This window comes from Arthrobacter sp. N199823, assembly GCF_002929705.1.
GTDB lineage: Bacteria > Actinomycetota > Actinomycetes > Actinomycetales > Micrococcaceae > Specibacter.
This window is the reverse complement of sequence record NZ_PJIN01000001.1, coordinates 293834-315544: the sequence shown is the minus strand read 5'-3', so window position 1 is coordinate 315544 and position 21711 is coordinate 293834. Positions and strand designations below refer to the sequence as shown.

At 61.8% G+C, this 21711-nt stretch carries 22 protein-coding genes; 12 read left to right on the top strand and 10 right to left on the bottom strand.

Annotation, left to right across the window (positions count from 1 at the left end; genetic code table 11):
• Positions 1–52 precede the first annotated feature (52 nt).
• The 8 genes from CXQ93_RS01390 to CXQ93_RS01355 all read left to right on the top strand — a co-directional run bounded on the left by CXQ93_RS01390 (position 53) and on the right by CXQ93_RS01355 (position 8680).
• Entirely contained in the window at positions 53–1660 is a 1608-nt protein-coding gene (locus tag CXQ93_RS01390; protein WP_104108698.1) for a glycoside hydrolase family 3 protein, read from the top strand.
• Between the two features lie 47 nt (positions 1661–1707).
• Positions 1708–2655 (top strand): N-acetylmuramic acid 6-phosphate etherase, encoded by a 948-nt coding sequence (murQ, locus tag CXQ93_RS01385; RefSeq protein ID WP_104108697.1) that lies wholly within the window; start codon positions 1708–1710, stop codon positions 2653–2655.
• 20 nt (positions 2656–2675) lie between these two features.
• The gene (locus CXQ93_RS01380) at positions 2676–3815 is read left to right on the top strand and encodes a serine hydrolase (RefSeq protein ID WP_104108696.1); all 1140 of its coding nucleotides are present in this window, start codon (positions 2676–2678) and stop codon (positions 3813–3815) included.
• A gap of 28 nt (positions 3816–3843) precedes the next feature.
• Positions 3844–5196 carry an MFS transporter gene (locus tag CXQ93_RS01375; protein WP_104108695.1) on the top strand — a complete coding sequence of 451 codons (1353 nt, stop codon included), beginning with the start codon at positions 3844–3846 and terminating at the stop codon, positions 5194–5196.
• Positions 5197–5316: 120 nt separating this feature from the next.
• Positions 5317–6858 carry a WXG100 family type VII secretion target gene (locus CXQ93_RS01370; protein ID WP_104108694.1) on the top strand — a complete coding sequence of 514 codons (1542 nt, stop codon included), beginning with the start codon at positions 5317–5319 and terminating at the stop codon, positions 6856–6858.
• Positions 6848–7546 carry a hypothetical protein gene (locus CXQ93_RS01365; RefSeq protein ID WP_146073129.1) on the top strand — a complete coding sequence of 233 codons (699 nt, stop codon included), beginning with the start codon at positions 6848–6850 and terminating at the stop codon, positions 7544–7546. Before CXQ93_RS01370 ends, CXQ93_RS01365 begins: the two co-directional genes overlap by 11 nt.
• A 99-nt stretch (positions 7547–7645) precedes the next feature.
• Positions 7646–7948, top strand: coding sequence for a hypothetical protein (locus tag CXQ93_RS01360; RefSeq protein ID WP_104108692.1), 303 nt, complete (start codon positions 7646–7648; stop codon positions 7946–7948).
• Between the two features lie 108 nt (positions 7949–8056).
• On the top strand, positions 8057–8680 hold the full coding sequence (locus tag CXQ93_RS01355) for a DedA family protein (RefSeq protein WP_181036005.1): 624 nt from the start codon (positions 8057–8059) through the stop codon (positions 8678–8680).
• Between the two features lie 27 nt (positions 8681–8707).
• On the opposite strand, the gene purN is transcribed toward CXQ93_RS01355, so the two are convergent.
• The 3 genes from purN to CXQ93_RS01340 all read right to left on the bottom strand — a co-directional run bounded on the left by purN (position 8708) and on the right by CXQ93_RS01340 (position 11098).
• A complete protein-coding gene (purN, locus tag CXQ93_RS01350) occupies positions 8708–9271 on the bottom strand; it encodes a phosphoribosylglycinamide formyltransferase (protein WP_104108690.1) in 564 nt (187 codons plus the stop codon).
• A 34-nt stretch (positions 9272–9305) separates the two neighbouring features.
• Positions 9306–10664, bottom strand: a complete 1359-nt coding sequence (locus CXQ93_RS01345) for a DUF6350 family protein (protein WP_104108689.1) — start codon at positions 10662–10664, stop codon at positions 9306–9308.
• A 230-nt stretch (positions 10665–10894) separates the two neighbouring features.
• The gene (locus CXQ93_RS01340; RefSeq protein ID WP_038467205.1) at positions 10895–11098 is read right to left on the bottom strand and encodes a cold-shock protein; all 204 of its coding nucleotides are present in this window, start codon (positions 11096–11098) and stop codon (positions 10895–10897) included.
• A gap of 555 nt (positions 11099–11653) precedes the next feature.
• On the opposite strand from CXQ93_RS01340, the gene CXQ93_RS20345 reads away from it, so the two are divergent.
• The 3 genes from CXQ93_RS20345 to CXQ93_RS01330 all read left to right on the top strand — a co-directional run bounded on the left by CXQ93_RS20345 (position 11654) and on the right by CXQ93_RS01330 (position 13787).
• Positions 11654–12076, top strand: coding sequence for a hypothetical protein (locus CXQ93_RS20345; RefSeq protein WP_146073128.1), 423 nt, complete (start codon positions 11654–11656; stop codon positions 12074–12076).
• A gap of 155 nt (positions 12077–12231) precedes the next feature.
• On the top strand, positions 12232–12954 hold the full coding sequence (locus tag CXQ93_RS01335) for a thioredoxin domain-containing protein (protein ID WP_104108688.1): 723 nt from the start codon (positions 12232–12234) through the stop codon (positions 12952–12954).
• Positions 12955–12956: 2 nt separating this feature from the next.
• Positions 12957–13787 (top strand): cytochrome c biogenesis CcdA family protein, encoded by an 831-nt coding sequence (locus CXQ93_RS01330; RefSeq protein WP_104108687.1) that lies wholly within the window; start codon positions 12957–12959, stop codon positions 13785–13787.
• Between the two features lie 70 nt (positions 13788–13857).
• On the opposite strand, the gene CXQ93_RS01325 is transcribed toward CXQ93_RS01330, so the two are convergent.
• The 6 genes from CXQ93_RS01325 to CXQ93_RS01300 all read right to left on the bottom strand — a co-directional run bounded on the left by CXQ93_RS01325 (position 13858) and on the right by CXQ93_RS01300 (position 19006).
• Positions 13858–14760, bottom strand: a complete 903-nt coding sequence (locus CXQ93_RS01325) for an alpha/beta fold hydrolase (protein WP_181036004.1) — start codon at positions 14758–14760, stop codon at positions 13858–13860.
• 53 nt (positions 14761–14813) lie between these two features.
• Positions 14814–16490, bottom strand: coding sequence for an acyl-CoA dehydrogenase family protein (locus CXQ93_RS01320; RefSeq protein ID WP_258068513.1), 1677 nt, complete (start codon positions 16488–16490; stop codon positions 14814–14816).
• A 237-nt stretch (positions 16491–16727) separates the two neighbouring features.
• The gene (locus tag CXQ93_RS01315; RefSeq protein WP_104108685.1) at positions 16728–17198 is read right to left on the bottom strand and encodes a hypothetical protein; all 471 of its coding nucleotides are present in this window, start codon (positions 17196–17198) and stop codon (positions 16728–16730) included.
• Positions 17199–17228: 30 nt separating this feature from the next.
• Positions 17229–17672, bottom strand: a complete 444-nt coding sequence (locus CXQ93_RS01310) for a DUF1810 domain-containing protein (protein ID WP_104108684.1) — start codon at positions 17670–17672, stop codon at positions 17229–17231.
• Positions 17669–18376: an alpha/beta fold hydrolase gene (locus CXQ93_RS01305; RefSeq protein WP_104109153.1), complete on the bottom strand. Its 708-nt coding sequence runs from the start codon at positions 18374–18376 to the stop codon at positions 17669–17671. The genes CXQ93_RS01310 and CXQ93_RS01305 overlap by 4 nt, the downstream gene beginning before the upstream one ends.
• 45 nt (positions 18377–18421) lie before the next feature.
• Positions 18422–19006 (bottom strand): helix-turn-helix domain-containing protein, encoded by a 585-nt coding sequence (locus CXQ93_RS01300; protein ID WP_104109152.1) that lies wholly within the window; start codon positions 19004–19006, stop codon positions 18422–18424.
• Between the two features lie 96 nt (positions 19007–19102).
• Between CXQ93_RS01300 and CXQ93_RS01295 the strand changes: the two genes are divergently transcribed.
• Entirely contained in the window at positions 19103–20029 is a 927-nt protein-coding gene (locus CXQ93_RS01295; RefSeq protein WP_104108683.1) for an NAD(P)/FAD-dependent oxidoreductase, read from the top strand.
• An 82-nt stretch (positions 20030–20111) separates the two neighbouring features.
• Here CXQ93_RS01295 and CXQ93_RS01290 read toward each other — a convergent pair whose 3' ends face one another.
• Positions 20112–21701: a hypothetical protein gene (locus tag CXQ93_RS01290; protein ID WP_104108682.1), complete on the bottom strand. Its 1590-nt coding sequence runs from the start codon at positions 21699–21701 to the stop codon at positions 20112–20114.
• Positions 21702–21711 lie beyond the last annotated feature (10 nt).

Below are 21711 nucleotides of genomic sequence, written 5' to 3'. Positions count from 1 at the left end.
AGTGGCGACGCTATAAAGTTTATGCCACGTCAGCGCCGGTATGATCTCCCTTATGACATCCCGTGATCTTCACCACGCGCCATTGCCAGTTAACGGCAGCTCTCCCGCAGTTAAGAGCGAACGTCCCACCGAAACCGCCGCGAACCCAACAGGGCAAACAGCAGGGAACCCAGCAGATCTCCCTCGCCTCATCAACTCGGTAATCCTCCCCGGATTTGTTGGCACTACTGTGCCACAGTGGCTGGAAACGGCCCTCCACAACGGGCTGGCCGGCGTCGTATATTTCAGCCACAACATTGATCCGGACGCTCCAGAGCAGGTGTCAGCGCTCTCCGCAGCCATCCGCGCCGCCAACCCCAACGCCGTGATTGGCGTCGACGAAGAAGGCGGCAACGTCACCCGCCTGCAGTCCCGCGACGGGTCCACCATTCCCGGCGCCGCAGCCCTCGGATCCCTGAACGAGCCGTCCACCACCCAAGCCGCAGGCCGCGCCATTGGCCGGCTGTGCCGCGATGCCGGCATCAACTTGACCATCGCCCCGGTGGCCGATGTCAACACCAATCCACTGAACCCTGTCATTGGCGTGCGCGCCTTTGGAACGGACACCGCACTGGTTAGCGCGCACACCGCGGCGGCCGTCACCGGTATCCAGAGCCTGCGGGTGGCCGCCTGCGCCAAGCATTTCCCCGGGCACGGCGATACGGTGGCCGATTCGCACATGGACACCGCCCGCGTGGAGCTGACTCTGGCGCAAATGACGGAATCCCACTTGCCCCCATTCCAGGCTGCCGTGGACGCCGGGGTGGCCGCCATGATGAGCGCGCACATCATCATCCCTGAACTGGGTGAGGCCCCCACCACCCTGAATCCGGCTGCGAGCGCGCTGCTGCGAGACATGGGATACGACGGCGTGCTCATCACCGACGCTCTGGACATGGCCGCCGTGCGCGCAACGGTTGGCCCCGGTGAGGGTGGCGTCCTGGCGCTGCTGGCCGGCAACGATCTGCTCTGCGTGGGCAACCCCCTGAACGCTTACACCACGGGCCGCGATGACGAGTCCTGCTACACCGAGGTGTACGACGCCCTTTTCGCCGCAGCCACCTCCGGCCGCCTGCCCCTTGAAGTGTTGCGCCGCGCCGCCGCCCGTGTGCAGGCCTTGGCACAGTGGTCTGCCGGTGCGCTCACCGAGGAAGCGGACGACGACGTCGATTGGGTTGCGGTGGCTGCCCGCGCCTGCCGCGTCGATGCACCAAGTGCAAAGCCTTGGCTCACCGGGAGTGGGTCCGTCACCTTGGTGGATGCTCGCACCGGGCACAACATGGCAGCCGGCCCCACCGAGAACTTTTTGGCGACGGCTCTTGGCAGCTACGGCGTCACCTTGCTGGACGCTGCCGAGCTCTCCGGCGCCGAAGTAGAGGTGGCACTCATGCAGTCCCAGGCGGACCCCGCTGGCAGCAGTTCTATTTTGGTGCTAATCGATTCCTTGGTTTCGGCGCAACAGCTGGAAACGTTGGAACTGGCCTTCGCCGCCGCCCCGCAGGCAGTGTGCATCAACGCGGGCCTGGCGCCGGCGTCCCCCACAGGGTTTGCCACCGTCCATGCCCACGGGTTCAGCCGTGTCACCGCCCAGGCTGTGGTCCGTGTGCTCGAATCTGCCTAGCTACGCACCCAAGACCAGCAGCCCAACGATCTTCCAGAAAGATACTCATGAGCACCCCCCAAAACACTGAGACCACCCTTGACGCCGTCCGCGCAGAGATCGGCACCCTCGTCACCGAAGCTGCCAACCCGAACTACCCGGATCTGGCCGCCCTGACCACAGCCGAGCTGGTGGCCGGAATGAACAGCGAGGATGCGCTGGTTCCGGCCGCCATTGCACGCGCCCAGGAAACCATCGCCGGCATCATCGATGAAATTGCAGCCCGCATGTCCCGCGGTGGCCGCCTCATCTATGTGGGTGCAGGCACTCCCGGCCGCATGGGCATTCTGGATGCCAGCGAATGCCCGCCCACCTTCGGCACCGACCCGTCCTTGGTTGTCGGGGTGATTGCTGGTGGCCGGGCTGCTGTGAAGCAAGCCGTGGAGAACGCCGAGGACAGCGAGGAAGCCGGAGCTGCCGATATGGCAGCTCTCACCCTCACCGCCAACGATTCGGTGGTGGGCATGGCCGCCTCCGGCCGCACCCCCTACGTCATCGCCGCCATCAAGGCCGCCCGCGCACAGGGCGCCTACACCGTAGGCTTCTCCTGCAACACCGGCTCGCTTCTCGGGGCCGCCGCAGAGAGCGCACTGGAGATCGAGGTGGGCCCCGAATTCCTCTCCGGCTCCACCCGTCTAAAGTCCGGCACCTGCCAAAAACTGGTCCTGAACATGATCAGCACCATCGCCATGGTCCGCCTCGGCAAGACCTACAAAAACGTGATGGTGGACCTGCGCGCCACCAACGCCAAACTCCATGCGCGCAGCGAACGCACGCTCATGCGCGTCACCGGGTGCGACGCCGCCACCGCCACCTCAGCCCTGAACGCGGCCGGCGGCCACGTCAAGGCTGCCATCCTCACCATCATGACGGGCCTTCCCGCAGCGCAGGCGGCCACGCTGCTCGCCGAGAATGCAGGGTTCCTCCCGGCAGCCATTGACGCCGGCACGCAATAGTACGACGACGGATATCACCCATGAGCGTTCCTCACCCCTCCCCCGGTCCCTCCTCAGGTGCACGCGCGGCTGTTCTCTCCTCAGGCAATGTCAGTGCACTCACCTCGGGCGGGACCATCCGCAGCGAACTCCAACGCCATCTGGATGAGGCCGTGGCCAGCGGCGTGGCACCTGCCGAAGGCTGCGCCGTCGTTGTGGGCGGCAGTGAACTGCCCGTCTTGACAGCTGGCGCTGCCGGGCCGGACACCTTTTTTGATTTGGCCTCCATCACCAAGCTGTTCACCACTGTCACGGCACTGGCGCTGGTAGACCGCGGGGTCCTGAAGCTGGATGCGCCAATAGGGCGGCATCTCACCCCTTACGCTCGCGGTGAGAAGTCCGCAGTGACGCTTCGGCACCTGCTCACGCACACCTCCGGGCTGCCATCGGAGTGGACGGGTTGGCATGCCGCCTTGTCACAGGGCCACGGCTTTGACAGGACAGCACTGCTCGCGGAGCTGCTGACAACGCCCTTGGAAGCCGCGCCGGGTACACGGTTCGCCTATTCTTGCGCGGGCTACAACACTGTGATGGCGCTGGCCGAACACGTCACGGGCACACCGTGGGCGGAACTGGTGCAGTATTGGGTGTTGGAACGGCTGGCCACGCATGACATCACGGGATCTCCGCGCCTTGAGCACTCTGCACCCACCGAATTCCAGCCCGGACTGGGCCGTGGGATGGTGCGCGGGATTGTGCATGACGAAGCCGCGTGGTCGTTGGGTGGTCTGAGCGGAAACGCGGGAATGTTCGCCACGGCCGATGGGCTGCGCGTTTTTGGCTCCGCCTTGCTGCAGGGATTGCCGGGCATCATCTCCCCCGCCTTGGCGGCAGACATGTGGCGTGCGCAGTTACCCGACATGTTGGGCGCTCACTTCAACTCCGCCGAGCCTGCTTTTGGCCAGGGGCTGGGGCTGCGCATCAATCAGCAGCCGTGGATGGGTGTGGAGGGCACGCAGGCCCGCGGGCACGGCGGCTTCACGGGGACCTCGCTCCTGGTGGATAAAGCCAAAGGCATCGTCATTGCGTTACTGACCAACCGCGTGAACCCTAGCCGGGACGGGGACGACGCGACGGCCCTGCGCAAGTCCGTGTCCGACGTCGTCTATTCTTTTGCCTAAAGAAGTGTCAACTGACAAGGAAGGCGCCATGAGTGCCCCACCAACCGCCCTGACCGGCGACCGCGTTGTGCAAGAACTGCCCTGGAAGTGGCGTGTGCAGGGCAGCATCTTCATCATTGGCGGGCTCGGCTTCATGTTCGACGCTTGGGATGTGACACTGAACGGCTTCCTAATTCCGCTGCTGTCCAAGGAGTGGGGGCTCACTACGGGGCAGGCGGCGTGGATTGGTACGGCGAACCTCATTGGCATGGCCGTGGGCGCGTTTGCGTGGGGGTCTATTGCTGACATTATTGGGCGCAAAAGGGCATTTACGCTCACGCTGCTGATCTTCTCCCTGTTCACGGTGCTGGGTGCGTTCTCGAATGAGATTGTGCTGTTTTGCGTGTTCCGCTTCCTGGCCGGGTTTGGTTTGGGTGGCTGCATTCCCGTGGATTATGCGCTGGTGGGTGAGTTCACCCCGCGCAAGCTCCGTGGCCGCGTGCTGACAGCCATGGATGCGTGGTGGCCCATTGGCGCCTCGCTCTGCGGTGTGGTGTCTGCTGTGCTGATGGCGTCGTTCGGCAATTGGCGGTATCTGATGCTGGTCATGGTGCTGCCGGCCTTGCTCGTGTTTTGGGTGCGCATTGGCGTTCCGGAATCGCCGCTGTACCTGGTGCGGGCCGGGCGCCCCGCTGAGGCAAAGGCCGTGATCGATTCCCTGATCAAACGGACAGGTGCAACCGTGGGTGATTGGGTCTTGCCCGATCCGGCCACAGCGCCGAAGCTCTCGATGGGCAAGATCAACGATCAACTAGCCGGTTTGTGGCGCTTCAACTGGCGTATCACCGGCATTGCCTGGTCGCTGTTCCTAACCATTTTGCTGGTGTATTACGGTGCCTTGACATGGATGCCGTCCATTCTGGTGTCCACGGGCTACGCCGAAAACAAGGCTTTCATGGCGACGGCAGCAATGACAGGTATTGGTCTGCTCGGGGTGATCGCCGCTGCCCTGCTCGTGGAGCGGATTGGCAGGAAGTGGATTCTGGCCATCACGGGCCCTCTGGCCGCACTGTCGCTCGTCATTTTCGCGCTGGTGCTGGATGCCCCCGTGAGCGCACAAATTTGGTTGCTGGTGTTTGGCTTTGTCATTCAGGTGGCCATCCCGGTTCTCTACACCTACGTGTCGGAGCTCTACCCCACCCATTTGCGGGCCACCGGCTTTGGCTGGGCTTCCACAATTTCCAGGGTGGGTGCCGGGCTGGTGCCACTCATCTTCGGCTCGCTGCTCTGGCCGGTACTGGGCCTACCGCTGACGTTCGCACTGACAGGAGGGCTGGTGCTGCTGGCCGTTATCTGGATGGCGTTCTCCGCACCAGAGACCAAGGGCGCGGCACTGGAATAACTGCCACGGGCGCCCGTTCAGGAGTCCTTCCCCCGCTCCGAGTCCCGCGGAGGGGACTTCTCCCCATTGAACCGTTCAACGACGCGGCCATAAGCTGGGGAATCTAGCCAAAGGAGTGCCATGACCGATTTTCTCGGTGCCGACACTGCACAACTGCGCGATCTGGCAAAGACGTTTTCCACGTCATCACAACAGATCGAGTCTCAGGCCAAAATGCTCAGGGCCTTAGTCTCACCCTTGACCAGCTGGCGCGGACCTGACGCTTCTCACTTCACGCAAATGGTCAGGGCAAAGCATCTCCCCATGCTGCACCGCACGGCCGCCACTCTGACGGAAGTTGCTGCGCAGCTAAAGGTACAGGCAGACGAACAGGACAAAGCCAGCTCTTCCACCAGCCTTGGTGCGACAACCGGCGGCCCGGCCCATCCGACGTCGAACGCTGCAGCGCAGGAGCTCCAGCAACGGCTGGAGGGCATGACCCCTGCCGAGCGTGAGGCGTATCTGAATTCTCAAGAGTTCAAGGACTGGGCCGCCGCGCACCCCGCTGAGGCCAAATCCGTTCTGGACGCCCTGGCCGACGCCGGTCAGATCCAGTTCGCCAATGGCGGTTACGCCGACTTCCTGAAAGATTACTGGCTTCTGGCTGCCATGAAGGAAGCCGGGATCGACCCAGATCAGTGGGATCCCTCCCGTGGATATGCCTACAATCGGGACACCATCGCGGCCGTGTACCAGTACTACGGCGAACTTTATTTGCAGGATCCACGCATGCAATGGGCCGGATTCGCCCACATGGTGGGCCCGGGCTTGGACGCCGGATTCGCCGATGTGCGGATGATGCGCGATGTTGCGCGCACACTCTTGGACGCCGGCGCCGTTGGGGACACAATCGCCCCCGGCCTGACACCTCTGACCCCGGAGCAATTGCACGCCCTGGCGAACATGTCGGACAGCGAGGTGGCGTACTTTGAGACAAGCCTGCTAGAGATGCAGCAACAGATCTTCAATGACATCGGCTACCAGCATCAAGCCTTTGCCGACGGTGGCATTGATGAGATCAACCGGATGGTCCGTGCCGGCGTCATCGCTGACCCCCGCGTGATCCAGGCCTGGGAGAATTTCAATTCCGGAACTCCAGCGGATCTAGCCAATGGCACCTTGAACATGGCAGATTACGAACAAAACGTTGTCATTGCTGACAGCTACGACGCCATGAATAGTCATGGGCTCACTGGCCCAGCCTTCACGCTGGCCATGTCCATTGTGGGCACTCCCTCCATCCCCGATGCTCAGTCCTATTCCCAGGCCAATCCGCTGATCTTGCATCCCACGCCGGAGTCGGTTCCGGTAGGCCCGCTGGGACCCTTTGGCCCCCATTTTGACGTGCCGAATCCACTGCATGACAACATTGTGGTGGAAACTCCACTTCCCGACGGCAATATCGCCAATAGAGAGCAGCGTTGGGATTTCATCACAGCTGACACCTATCCGGCCTATATGGAGTTGGCTAATGACCCGGACCGGTTGAGATCCATCATTGAGCAGCAAGTGGGCGATCAGGGATACCAGGATGCTGTGGATTCAAACAGGCTGATCAACCGTTGGGATGAGATCCTGCGCCAGATAGTTGTAGGAGATGGGAACCCGCTCGATGGAAAATAGCCGCCGCTGGCCACTCATGGTTCTGGCGCTGATCGCCGCCATGACACTGGCCTCATGTTCGTTACCGATGACACCCGATTCCCCCGAGGAGAGTTCCATGGGCACCAGCACTTCCATGATGGATCAGGCCGGGATTAAGCAGATCAAGAACGACGGCGTGGGCCGCTTTGATTTGACCGCCACCTCCGTGCCGAAAGAGTCAGTAGGGCTACCGGCCAATGTGAACAAGGTTGCCTACTTTGCAACGGATACCGACAAGCCCGTCGAGATCACCTTGGAACTTCCAGAGGACACCCTCACCGTCTCAACGAGCGACTTCAAGATGGCCACGGCCGCAAGCAATAGTTACGTGGACACCGTCACCTGGTTTGAGCAGGTGGATGGATTGGAAGCCCTTGATGCCGCTGTCGCTGCGGCCCATGAACGTTTTGGCTTCGCATCAACACAAATAGCTGCCTGGGATGCCAAAAACTTCATGTCTGACGATTCCAAGGGCCAGCAAAGCTTGGGCATGGGCGTCAAGAACGGTACTGCCATTTACCTGAGCGTTTATTGGAAAAAGGACTCCCCCGTTCAGGTCCTGCAGTTTTCCGCATTGGTAGCCCCGGGTTACTACCAGCCAGAGGTGCAGGCTGAGATTGCCGAATTTGGGCGCGCGCCCATCGGATTCAAACTCGCTGCGCAATAGCGTTGCACGCGGCGTCTGGCGAGCTGCGCCACTCAGGGATTCCCCACATTCAACGGATACGCTGTTGCTGACAGTGTGTTTCCAACTTTAAGGATCATCATGAGCGCTTCGCTTCCCACAGCCCTTGCTACCTCCGGTCTGCTGGGCGGTTACCAGACCGCCCGTGCCACCAAGAACCGTCAACTGGGCGGCGCCGTTTTGGCAGCCGCGGGAGCCGCAGCGTTTATGGGTTGGAAGAAGAACGCCGGGACCGGCACCGCCGTAGCGCTGACGGCCACTTACGTTGTGGCCTTTGGCGTCTCGCACCCCTTAGCCAAGAAGCTGGGCGCCTGGCCTGCCGTGTACACCGTGACGGCTGCCACCGCTGTGGCGTCACTGGTGTTTGGTCGGTCCAAGAACTAGTGTGTGCGGTTCGGCACGTGGCCGCAGGTACTCTTGGGCCACGTCCCCACCGGCCGTAGAATGGGATACCCGGTGCGGTTCGCGCCGACTTCCCCACCGAAAGAATTCATGGATCTCGCATCCGATACCACCGGTTTCCTGCACAGCTTCTGGATCTATGTGCTGGGCGGGGGCTTCGTGATGGCATCGGCCATCATTCCCCCCATCCCCAGCACTACTGTCTTCGTGGCCTTGGGTGCCATTGCCGGGCTCGACGGCGGACCTGCTGCACTGCCGCTGGTGCTTGCCATGATGGTGGGCGCCGTGGCCGGGGACCTGTTGACATTCTGGGGAACAAAGTTGTTTGGCCACACGCGCTGGGGCACCAACCGCGGGCCCCGGAGGCAGCGAGCGGTTGATGCTGCCACTCGCAGGCTGCGGCAGCGGCCCTTCATGTTCATGCTGACCTCACGGTTCATTCCGTTGGGCCGGCTGTCCTCCAATATTGCCGCCACAGTGGCCGGCTATCCGCTGAGGGCCTTCACTGTATTCTCGCTGGTCTCTGCCACTATTTGGTCGCTGTACTCGGTGGGAGTGGGCATCCTGACCCGATTCGCACCGGGTGTCTCCGACAAGCTTGCAGTGGTCATTGCCATAGCATTTTCGCTGGTGCTCGGGTGGCTCGTTGGCAAAGTCTCCACCTGGTTCCTGGACCGAAAGAACGCCCGGCTCGCCTCCGCCGTCGCGCCTTAAGAAGGCAAGCCGAGCTGAGGCACAGGGCTAGGCGCGGGCCAGATCTCCCAGAACCTTGATGAGCAGTTCACGCTCGGCCACCTTGATGCGCTCGTGGAGTGAATCTTCGGTGTCGTCGGGGAGAATGGCCACCGGCGTCTGGGCGATGATGGGGCCGGTGTCAACGCCAGCGTCGGCAAAGTGCACTGTGCAGCCGGTGACCTTCACGCCGTAGGCCATGGCATCGCGGACACCGTGGGCGCCGGGGAATGCTGGCAGCAAAGCCGGGTGGGTGTTGACGTAGCGGCCTTCGAAGGCGTTGATGAAGCTGGGCGCCACAATGCGCATAAATCCGCTGGAGACCACGTAGTCGGGCTTGTAAGAAGCCACCTTTTCCAACAGTGCCGCGTCCCAATCGCTACGGTCCGTGTAGTCCTTGAAATTGACCACAAAGGTGTCCAGACCGGCGTCAGCTGAACGCTCCACACCAAAAGTATTGGGCCTGTCAGCGCCCACCGCAGCAATCTCCAAGGGCAGGCTGCCGCTGGCAACCTCATCGATGACGGCTTGAAGATTTGATCCGGTTCCGGAAACTAAGACAACTATGCGCATGCCCTCAATTTTAGGGGCAAGGGGCGTGCATGCCCTATTCGGCGCTCCCCGCAGGGTGCTCGGCCCGGCTCTTTTCATGACCATCAGTCCGACGGCGGGGCAGGGCCAGCGCTGGTCCCTCGCCTTCCAGCCACGGACCAACGAGGGCGCCAATCATGACACCGGCACCCACTTCAATGCCTACCCAAAGTGCCGCGCTCAGTGGGTCCGGACCAACTTGGGTGAGACGGCCAATGCCCACCGACCCCTGCGAGATCCAGAAAAGGATCCCGCACAGGAATGCCGTCACGGCGCCAATGACGGCGCCAAGGAAGATCGTGGAAGCGGGCAGGGAGAGCCAGCGCTGGCGAACCTTCAGGGACAACCATTCGTCAAAGTGGTTTTCACCAGCACGAACAAACCACCAGCCAGCAAGAATGCCAGCCATGATGGGAATGATCAGGGCAGCGAACCCCCACGATAGATCACCGGTGGGCAGTGCTGCCAGCAACGGGATGGGCGGCACGGGAGCCACGCTGGTGGCCAGAGGAGAAACTGTCGAACCGACGCCTATAGAGAATCCATCTCCACCAGACCAGGCCAACGTCCAGATGGCGAGGTTGGGCATGAAGGCAAGCTGGCCCAGGGTCAGGGTGGCGCCCCCCAAAGCACCGGGGCGTAACGCCTGGTAGACCCCAACAATGTCAGTCCAACGCCCCATGATGTTGATGGTCAGCAGTAGCGCTGAGAGTGAGAGGGCCGCCATGGCGGCCACGAAACCGGAACGGATCACCGATGCTGCGTACGATCCTGCCCAGCGCTGGTCTTGGCTGGTTCGGGAAATCCAGTCGGCAGCGTTGACGCCAATGAGCCGGCCCCAGGAACCGGCTTCCAGCCGGGAGCCAATGATGAGCCCGGCTCCGGCAGGAATGAGGGGTATCAGCATGCTGGCAATCAGCGGCGCGCTGGCGCCGGGTGAACTGCACACAAAGGCAGTGGCCAATCCGGCCGCGGCATAGATGCAAACCGCACCGAACAGCGGCTGCCACAGTTGGTCTGTGTAAGAAGCCCGGGCAAGCCGGCGTCCGGCCCGCCACGAGAGGAGGAAGGGGATCAATGCCAAGCCCAACGGCAGCAGGCTAAACGTCCCCGTCTCCACCGATGCTGAGCTGGGTCCGCTTGTCATGGTCAACTGCAGCGGAACACCGTGGCCTAAGAGCCAGATCTGTCCGGCAAGCCGGGCAACAACGGATGCGTCCCTTTCGGCGAATCCGCCAGTGAACCCGGAGGCTGCCAAGGGGATAAAGACAATGAGCGCCGAAATGACGAACATCTGGGCAGCTTCAAAAGCCCCCTGAAGCCAAAGCGGCATAGGTATTCCGTTGCGCTGGGGCTTGTCCGCTGTGCTATTCATCGTCTTCAATGGTGCCACATGGCGGGCCATGAGCTGGTGACCGGCGCTGGTTGATCTAAAACACACAGCTTCCCCCCGCTCCCCCAGACCGTTTGCCCGCTGGCCGCACCAGCACAGCGGCGAATCTGATTGTGGTTTAAACACAAATAAGGCCCGGGAAAACCCGAGCCTTATTTGTTCAAGCCGCTAAGGCTAAAGAATATGCGGTTACCCGCACGTTTTCTTTAGAATTAGATAGCCTGGATGTTGACTGCCTGAGGACCCTTGGGACCCTGCTCAACATCGAAGGAAACCTTCTGGTTTTCTTCGAGGGAGCGGTAGCCCGAGGAGTTGATCGCGGAGTAATGCGCGAAAACGTCCTGTGACTGGTCATCGGGAGAGATGAAGCCGAAGCCCTTTTCAGCGTTGAACCACTTGACGGTACCTGTTGCCATTATTTCTATTTCCTTCTGAAGTTGGAGATTCCGCCCGACCTTCGGGCCTCCGTGTACGGTGTAAGTCCGCTTCTCCAGAAAAGCGACGTCTTCCCCGAAAGGATGGCGTCGCCTCAACTACAAAAAACGCAACACTACAACTGCATCTAAGTATACATGCCAATAGCCCTCGTGCCACTTTATTAGGAGAGGTACGTCACGCCCAGGCTTTTGAGGCGTCAAAGCCAGAGCAAGATCGTTGAGTTTCCGGGGATCTTGTCGCAGAAATTGCGACGTGTCACTCATTGTTTCCCAAATGTTTACCGGGCATGTCGCGTAATAGTCGCCCGAATCGGCAAAATCCTTGCCCAGCGGCTGCTCAGCAGAGTCAATCCGGCTCTGAGCTCCAGTTGAGGAGTCGCTGACGTATAGTGAAGCCTCGTGTGCCGAGCCTGCCTGCTGATGTAGGCACCATTGACAGCCGGCTGGCATGAAGATGGCAAACGTGAAACACCGGTGTACCTATATATACGTATATATAGGTACGGGTAGAAACAGCAAGAGGAAGGGATGAGCATGCAACGCACTAGTGCCGCGCTCCGTTTTCCCTCCCCAGGTTTCGCTGCAGCCCGCCTAGCTCAAGTAGTTGTTGTAGCGCTTATTGCCTTGGTTCTCGTCGTGGCAGGCTGCACGGTAGCCCAAACCTCCGCCACTGCCGGTTCATTGAGCCCAGCCGCCGTCAGTCAAGCCACCCCACAAGCAACTGTCCTCAACGAGGTAACTGCTGCACAGCGGCTGCTCGCCTGCATACCGGGCAGGGACAAGACTCGCGCCGAGACCAACGCGCTTTCCCCAGCGTCGGCTGCGCTGCTCCACTGCCCCGCGGGTACTTGGGTGCAAACGGCAGTCCTTGTCGGGGCTGAGCGCAATCCATCCCAACGGGCGGGGAGAATCCCTGCGGCGTTGACGCATCTGGATCTTGGGATCCTAAGGACGTAGACAAAGGCGCGCCCACACCCAACCTGGCCATTGAGCGCCTAGGTGAGCGTCCGGCGTCGAACGTGTCCTTATATATACATAGAGCGCGCCCAGGTGTCCGTACTTTGATGCGGCACGCCATGGGGCTGCGCCCGCACATTCCAAGAGAGTTTCCCATGACCATGAAGAACACCAGGAATTTGATCCTGGCATTGGTGATTGCTGCCGTCGTCGTCTTGACCATAATTCTGGTGGGCGCTGCTGCCCAGAAGGACCGACTGAATGCGGCCGGCCCAGTACCAAATCCTTCAGCTACAGCTTCCAGCGAGGGGCAAGCCGCACAAGAGTTCACGCTGGAACGCCGAATTGACGCTGATCCGATGGCTTTGGGTGCCGTGGATGCGCCCGCGGTGATGATTGAGTATTCGGATTACCGGTGCCCGTTCTGTGGCGTTTATGCCCGTAAGACGCAGCCGGAGATCATCAAGAAGTACGTTGATAGCGGGAAGTTGCGCATTGAGTGGCGCGATTTTCCTGTGCTGGGTGAGGCCTCGGCGACGGCGGCCGTGGCGGCCCGTGCGGCTGGCGAGCAGGGCTTGTTTTGGGAGTTCAACGACGCCGTCTATGCGGCTGCCCCCGAGCGCGGCAAGGCCGATCTGTCCGAGAAAGAGCTGATGGCCTTCGCGAAAAACGTTGGTGTGCCAGACATGACCAAGTTCGCGGCGGACTTGAAGAGCCCGCAATTGTTGGCATTGGTGAAAGCGGACTTGGACGAGGGCACCGCTCTGGGGTTGAACAGCACGCCCACATTTGTCATTAATAACCAGTCGATTCCGGGCGCCCAACCCCTAGAGATTTTTTCTCAGGTCATCGACGAAGCTCTGGCACAGGTCAAGTAGCCGTGGATATTGGATATACGGGTGCTTTTCTGGGCGGGATCCTGACGCTGCTCAGCCCTTGTTCGGTCATGTTGTTGCCGGCATTTTTTGCGTATGCCTTTGCCAGTCCCACCAAGTTGCTGGGGCGCACGGCGTTGTTTTATGCCGGGTTACTAACAACGTTGGTGCCGCTGGGTTTGCTGGCCGGGTTGCTCGGTTCCCTCGTGATGCAAAACCGCGGGGTGTTGGTCACCGTGGCTGCCGGGATTGTCATTCTCATTGGTCTCTTGCAGATCATCGGCGTTCCGTTGCCTGGTCTCAGCCGTCGCGCCGGGGCTGACGGCACCTCAGCGGTGTCCGTTTTTGTGCTTGGTTCCGTATACGGCGTGGCCGGCGTGTGCGCTGGGCCGATCCTGGGCTCGGTACTGGCAGTGGCAGCCGCTGGCGGGAATCCGCTGTACGGCGGGATCATGCTGGCCATCTTCGCGTTCGGAATGGCGCTGCCATTGGGTGTGCTCTCCCTGTTCTGGACCAAACTGCGTCTGGGACAGCGCGGCTGGCTAAAACCGCGCCGTTTCCGGGTGGGTCCGTGGGAGAACTCCCTGTGGATGCTGGTTTCCGGAGTGTTATCGGTGGCGATTGGTGCGCTGCTATTGGGAACCCAAGGGACATCGTCGATGGGCGGGATACTGAGCATCGATGCCCAATATGAGGCGGAATCGTGGGTGGTGGCATTCTCCGCGGGCATCTCCAATGTGTGGTTCGGAGTGACTGCCTTGGCGGTGCTGATGGCTGCGGCCGGACTATATGTGTGGCGCTCACGGCGGGCGGAGGGAATGGACGCCCCGCGGTAGTCGATCACGTCCCGACCGTCCTCGCTCCTCCAAGCTCTGACCGATAGGCCCTGACACTGTGGCGAGCGGGCTACTCCGTCCGACTCGTCGCAGTCCGCACCTCGAGCCACTGCGCCACCTCGGGCCATAGCCCCTCACGCAGGCCGCGGCGGAAGAATCCCATGTGACCAATGGCCGGGACGCCGAAGTCGGCGGGCGAATACGTGCGCCGCTCCACCTCCGCGGAGGTCAGGTGATTGGTGATCGCCTCAATTTGCGCCGGTGTGGCCCAGGGATCATCGCTGAAGCCGAGGGACAGGAGCGGGACGGTGACCGCTGCCGCCCGCTCGGCAGCGTGCATGGTGGGATCATCAAAGAAGTAGCCGGGCAGCTTGGACCAGCGGCTCCATTCGAGCATGGCCGCCGCAGGGAAATCCTCGCCGAGGCCTAACTTGCTGCCGGGCATATAGCCGAGCACTTTGCTGGCAAGTGGCCCGGCAGCACTGAGAATCAGCCATACCTTGGCCCTCTCGGCCAGCCCTCGAACCGTCGCAGTGACGCCGGCATGCGAGGCAATCCCCACAACACCGCTGAGCCCCGCCGCCCCGGATCCCAGGGCCAGCGCGTGGGCGCCCACACTGTGGCCAACAGCAAAGCGTTGCACATGAGGGAAGCGCGCAGCGGCCCATTCGGCAACGTCCGGAACATCCTGGTCCATCCAATCGCGCATGCGCAAAGCAGCATTGTCCTTGGGGGATCCGGACCTGCCTGTGCCGCGGTAATCGTAGCTCACCACGGCGTAACCCAGCTCTGCCAGGAATTCCGCGAATCCTGAATACAGCCGTTCCGGGACCGCTGTGGCCGGATGGATGACAACCACGGCACGCGCATCCCCGTTCGAAGGCTCCCGCAGCGTGCCGCAAATCAGACCGCCGCCGCGCGAGGCAATGGACAGATCCGTTGACAGAACCACATGATTCACATTGTTACTCATGAGTAACATACTAGATCCGGGACGTGGGCTTGTCTGTGTATTACACCCAGCCTCTATGCCCGGGCCACTATCCCCGCCACATCGGACGACGACGGGAGCCCGCCATAGTTGAACGAGCGGCCAGGGCCCAGCCGGGAGACGACAAACGCCTCGGACACGGCTGCCGGTGCGAAGCGGATCAGCAGGGCAGCCTGCAGTGCTAGCGCCATGCGCTCCACTAAATTCCGCGCCTGGCCGGCAAAGTCATGGGGTGCCTTGGCAACCACTGCCACCTCTTCGCGTAGCGCCGCCACAAAGTCGTCAAAGACCAGCGCCGAACCGGAGGCAATCCGCAGCTCGGCAAAGAACGCGTCCACAGATTCCGGATCCGTGCCCATGGCCCGCAACACGTCGAGCGCAATCACGTTGCCCGTGCCCTCCCAGATCGCCATGACCGGCTGCTCCCTGTATCTCATGGCGAGCGGAAAGTCCTCTGTATACCCGTTGCCACCCAGACATTCCATGGCCTCATAGGCATGGTTAGGTCCTCGCTTGCACACCCAGTACTTGGCGACAGCAGTGGCCAGGCGGCGGAATGAGCGCTCGGAGGGTCCGGCGTCGTCATCAAAAGCGCGGGACAGGCGCATGCTGACAATGGTGGCGGCCTCGGATTCCAGGGCCAAGTCCGCGAGGACGTTCGTCATGGCAGGCTGGTCGATCAGCCGGGCGCCGAACGCCCTCCGGTGCCGGGCGTGCCACACGGCCTCCGCCACGGACTGTCGCATGCCGGCGGCCGTGCCGAGAATGCAGTCCAGACGGGTCCGCCCCACCATGCCCATGATGGCGCGCACACCGCGGCCGGGATCGCCGATCCGCCAACCCGCGGTGTCCGCGAACTCCACCTCGGACGAGGCGTTGGACCGGTTCCCCACCTTGTCCTTGAGCCGCTGCAGCAGGAAGGTGTTGCGCGTGCCGTCGGGCAGGACGCGCGGGACCAGGAAGCAGCCCAGCCCGGCATCCTCCTGAGCCAGAACCAGAAAGGCGTCGGACATGGGTGCGGAGCAGAACCATTTGTGGCCGGTCAACAGGTGGTGGCCACCCGCCTCGACGGCCCGGGTGGTGTTGGCCCGGACGTCCGATCCGCCCTGCTTCTCCGTCATCGCCATCCCGAACAGCGCACCAGGCTTGCCGAGTGCGAGCTCCGGCGAGTACTGCGGGGAGTACAACCTCGGCAGCCACTCCCCCGCCAAATCCGGCGCCAGCTGGAGAGTGTCGACTGCGGCGTGACTCATGGAAATCGGGCAGGCATGGCCGGGCTCCACCTGCGCAAACAGCATGAACTGCGCCGCGCGGAGTGCATTGGCGCCCTTTCCTGGAACCTCCCATGCGGAGGTGTGCGCCCCCGCCGCGACAGCCGCCCCGATGATCCGGTGGTACGCGGGGTGATATTCCACCTCGTCGATGCGCTGCCCATATTTGTTGTGCGTGTGCAGGATGGGCGGGTTCTTATGGGCTAGCCGGGCGTCGTCCTGAAACTGCCCTGAACCAACGACGGAGCCGCTCGCTTCCAGCGTTCCGACACCTTCCGCTTCTCCCACCGAGCTCAGGTATTCCTGGAGCGGGATGTTCAAAGTGAACTCGTTGATGTCCACACGGGGCGGCGGCTGATTGAGCACTCGGCGCGTGTCATGGCTTGCGGCTGGGCCGGAGGTGAGAGGTCCGCCGGTCATGCCGGCATCGGTGGCGGTCATGTCTTCAGGCTACGCCGTGGGTCAAGGACAGGTGTGCAGTGGTCCCAATCAACTGAATTTTCGTTGATCAAGGTATCAAGAATGGGCACGTCGTTAGCCTGACAGGAACCATCGCTACTGGATCGTACGACGACTTTTCCGCTATGGCACTTGTGCCTTCGATTAGCCTCCGGACCGGTGGGCTCCTCTTCGTTCCGGGGAACACGGGCAATATCGTCCTTCCGGAGCTCGGCGCCACTACTTCGGCGCCGTGCCGTTCTTTTTCTTTTTCATCGCCTTCGGATCCCCTTGGAAGTACTCGGTCCAGTGGAGTAGATTGCCGGATTGGGCAAAAGCGTCAGCACCCTTGGCCACAACGTCGAAGAGGAAGTCGTTTCCACGCCGCGGGAGTCCGTTGCCAGTGATGGTTACTGCGTGGTTGCCATGCTCGTCCAGTTCGACGGCGACCAGCACGTCTATGGTCAATTCCCAGCGCTGCAGCTTCGCTGGCAACAGGAAGGTCGGAAAGAATTCGGTGTCAGCAACAAGGTCCTTCCAGAAGGATCCGTATCGGAGTCTGATCGGGTTCTGTCCGGGCTCCGAGCTGACCCGGAACTTCTCCTTCTCCAACACCTGGATAAACGGCAGCACCGGATGCGCCACGGAACCGTCAATGACAAAAGTTCGCGCCGGAATGCCAAACGGAATGTTCGAACCGTAAATCGTCATGGCACCACAGTAACCGCCGGCCGGTCCGGTTCAGGAATGCTGGGCCTGCGAGCGCCAGTTGGCCAGGGTGCTTTCCGTTTTCGGGTCAGGAACGCCTGAGTAAAATTTGTCCAGCACTTCTGTGAACAGGGGCTCTTCAGGTGCGGCTGCCTGAAAGAGGGTCATTGAGGACTGAAGCTTCCTGGCATCCACCGCACCAAAAATCTCTTCCGCGCTGTGATCGCGAGTGCCCAAAACCAGAGAAGCACATTCCCGAAGTCGGGCACCAAGTACAGGATGCGCTGCATAGGCGACGGCCTCATCCAGCGAATCGATGGCATACAACATTGCCCAAGGGCTGGATCCAAGTCCACACACTTGAGGAAATACAAACCACATCCAGTGGCTCATCTTCAGCTCTGTGGCCAGCTCCATGGTGACGTCGTCATAGATCGGATCTTGAGCTTCAACAAAACGATCAAGCTGGTGGCTCATTCAGTGGACTCCTGTGGATTGGTTGTCATCATGTTTCGGCAGGCCCCGTCAAGAAAATCGGCCACTTCGCGCGGGCGGGACAGGAGCGGTGCGTGGCTGGAGTCGGTCTCCGTCACCACAGCCCCCATTCGCGCAGCCATCTCGCGCTGCAACTCCGGGGGCACGCAGCGATCGTCGGTGGTGAGCAGGTAGTGGGATGGCAGGTCCAACCAAGCCGGCGGATTCACCTTCACCCGATCCAGGCCGATCCGCACCATCTTCTGTGTGGCGGCGGCAATGGCGACCGACTCCGCGGGCGCGTCGGCCGCAAGTAGCTCACCAAACGATGCCCGGTTGATGTAGGTGTAGTCGCCGGCCACCACCACGTGCTTGGGGATCTCGCTCCCCGGGTACTTGCGCGAGAGCCCGCTGACTGATTCCCCCTCGGCTGGCGCAAAGGCCGCCACGTAGGCGAGCGCATTCACGGCCGCGACCCCTCGGGCAGCCTCACCAATCACCGCTCCCCCATAGGACCAGCCCACTAACAGCAGCGGCCCCGAAACCGTGGCGAGGGTGCGGCGAACGGAGGCAACGTCGTCGTCCATGGATTCCAAGGCGAGCTGAGCGGCGACCGGCTCGTGTCCCATAGCGCGCAGCTCTGTGATGACCCTGGCCCAGCTGGAACCGTCGGACCACAGACCATGTACCAAAACAATCGTCGTCAAGAATGCTCCCTCCAATAGGGCCCCAATGTATCAGGGGCCACGGGATCAGTGTTTGGCCGGAGCCGCTCTGACGTGCACACGTTCACCCTGCGGACCAAAAAGCGTCAGGAATTCAACACTCTCCGTGGTTGCGCGGCCAAACCAATGCGGCGTGCGGGTGTCGAACTCCGCAGCTTCACCTTGTGCGAGGATGAAGTCCCGCTCTCCCAGCACCAGGCGCAGCTGTCCTCGCAGCACATACGTCCATTCGTACCCTTCATGCACCTGCGGATCGGGGTGGGGCAGCGCCGGACCGCCCGGCAACACGACTTTGAAGGCCTGCAGCCCGCCGCTGCCGCTGCCAAGTGGAACGTAAGTCTGCCCATGCCGCTTGATCGGACGCAGATGAATTCTGGGATCGCCCGTTGCCGGAGCACCCACCAGCTCATCTAGCGGAACAGCATGCGCGCGGGCCAGCGGCAGCAGCAACTCAAGGTTTGGCCGGCGCTGTCCGGATTCCAAACGCGAGAGCGTACTAACGGAAATGCCCGTGGTCTGCGCCAAATCCGCCAGAGTCAGGGCCCTGCGCAGACGCAACGCCTTCAAGCGCGGACCAACACCGGACAAAACATCTTCGGTCTCGTTACTCATGAACCCAGTTTGCCATTCCAGCAACAAATATTGCCAGTGAGGCAGTCCGCGGCGCACGCTTGAAAGACCAAATACTCCCAGCAAAAGGTGGACATCATGCAAGACGTAATCATCATTGGCGGCGGCGCGGCCGGACTCAATGCGGCTCTCGTTCTTGGGCGCACCCGCCGCTCGGTCACCGTGATCGATGCCGGCCAGCCGCGCAACGCACCCGCCGCTGGCGCCCATGGCTTCATCACGCGCGACGGCGTTGCTCCCCTCGAGCTGACCCGGTTGGGCCGGGCCGATCTGGAACCCTACGACGTGAACATTGTTGAGGGCCGGGTCCTGCGGGCAGAAAAGCTCGACGGTGAATTCCGCATCACGCTCAGCGATGGCAGCACCCGCAGCGGCAAACGGCTCCTGGTCACCACCGGCGTCGTCGATGAACTCCCGGACATCCCAGGACTTGCCGAGCACTGGGGCAAGGATGTGGCGCATTGCCCGTTCTGCCACGGCTGGGAGATCCGCGACCAGAACATTGGGGTGATCGGCAGCGGCAGCTTCGCCGTCCACCAGGCGCTGCTGTTCCGCCAATGGTCCCCCAACATCACCCTGTTCATCAACAGCGCACCTCAGCCAACCGAGCTCGAACTTCAGCAGCTGGCCGCCCGCGGAATTCCCGTGGTCACCGGTGCCGTGACCGCCGTTCACAGCAAGGACGACGCCGTCACTCACCTTGAACTCGAAGACGGCAGCAGGCATTCGGTCCAGGCCCTGACGGTCCAATCCAGGGTCCTGGTCCGGGCGGAGTTCCTGGCCGGGCTTGGGCTGGTACCGGTGTCCACCCCCTTCGGCGAGTCCATTGAGTCCGATGAGATGGGCCAGACCCCGGTTGCGGGAGTGTGGGCTGCCGGCAATGTCACGAACCTGAGCGCCACCGTGCTGGCCTCGGCGCAGGCCGGGGCGATGGCCGCGGTCTCCATCAACATGGACCTGATGGCCGGTGAACTGGAGGTGGCCATGGCAGCACTGCCCCAGTGAGTAAGCCTCCACCGAAAAACCCCAATCGCTGGTGCCGCGTCGGCCAAATACCCCCAAAAGGTGGTGCAGCGTCCGGGAGGGGTTAGGTGTAGAGGAATACGCCGGCACGGTAGCCGTATGTGGCTTCCAGCTTGTCGATGCCCTCGGGGTCGTGGCCTGTCAGTGCTTCTTGAATGGCTTCAGGAGGAGCGGGGAACTCGGCGTTGAGGTGTTTCAGAGCCCAGGCGTTGCTGGTGAACGCCCATTCAAATACCAGCAACGCCCCGATGACGGCGGCCCAGGTCAGCACATGCGCCGCCGTCCAAGGGATTTCGCGTTGTAGCGGCGCCATCACCAAGTTGTGTGTTGTGAGCATGGTGAATCCGGCAGCGAAGAAACCCGCAAAGACCGCCGCCTCCGTTGCCCCGAACGATACGCCGGAACGAATAAACCAACGGCTCCGCCGAATGAACTGCCAATAGACCGCGGCATTAATGAGCGTCAGGGCCGTATAGAGCCAGAGTGCGGCCAGAGTCCACCATGGAACATCGTCCACCATGACCGGAACCAGCAGCGTTCCGAGCAGCGCAAAGACGGCAATGAGGGTGGGTGGTATCCCGATCAATATGCGCGTGCGGCGGGCGACCTTGGGCGTGGTCGGCCCACTGGGATCCGCCTCGTCCACCATCCATTGCGGGCTTTGAAACATGCCCGGCACCGAGTCCTCTGCCCTGGACCCAGAACTGGAACTCGCACCTGAACCGGACGCTGACCCGTCCGTATCAACACCGGCAGTGTATGGATCGGATGCGGCCTGTGCCGCCGCCTCGTCACCGCTGATGTGCTCCCCCGCAACTGGCTCGTCAGCTAGGTCAACGAATTCCTGCCCCATGTACCGGCGCTCAATGAGAATGCGTTCCTGAACAAAGGGCCGTTCCGGGTCACTCCAGACGTCGAATTCATTGCCCATACTGGGAGCCCACACCGGATAGTCGAAGAACCGGACCCGCGTAGTCTCCAATCTACCGCCCGTCCGGTATTCCAGATCAACGTGAAACATGGCCCGGTTGTCTACAACAAATTGTTCGTTGGTCACGGCCACAACCGTGCCCACGGAATGCTCGCCTCCGGAGACAATGTCCCAGTGAATGCGGTGGTCTTCCCTGGCCTTCAGCCACATGATCCTGGCCAGCCGAGTTACCTTGATAACGGGAACCGTCAGGACAACGGCCAGCCCCGCCAGTAGTAGGAAGCCCACCCATTCATCCATCACAGCGCGGATAACTGCCGCGGCAACGCACCCAAGAAGCAGCCCCATCAGCACCGAGGCGTACGTCAGTCGCTGGCCGCGCCGTGGAACTACCGTGTGGCCAGAGTGCTCGGATACTCGTTTTACTTCCCCGTATCCCAGCACGTGTTTGAAGTTTTTGCCAATCTCGTTGCCCAGACCCAACGCCCCCACCACACCAATGACAAACAGCAGCGCTGGGACAAAGTGGGCAACGTCCACGAACACGCGGCCAATCTCCATTGGTGAAAAGAAGCCCAGCATTGCCACCGCCAAGGCACTAAGCAGTGCTACCAAAACACAGGCGCGCAGCGTTTTTTTCACGAAGCCAAGCCACACCACTGGAGACGTTGGCAACGGCACCGTCTGCGCTCCCGGCACTGCCCGTGACATGGGATATGCCATGACCGCCCCC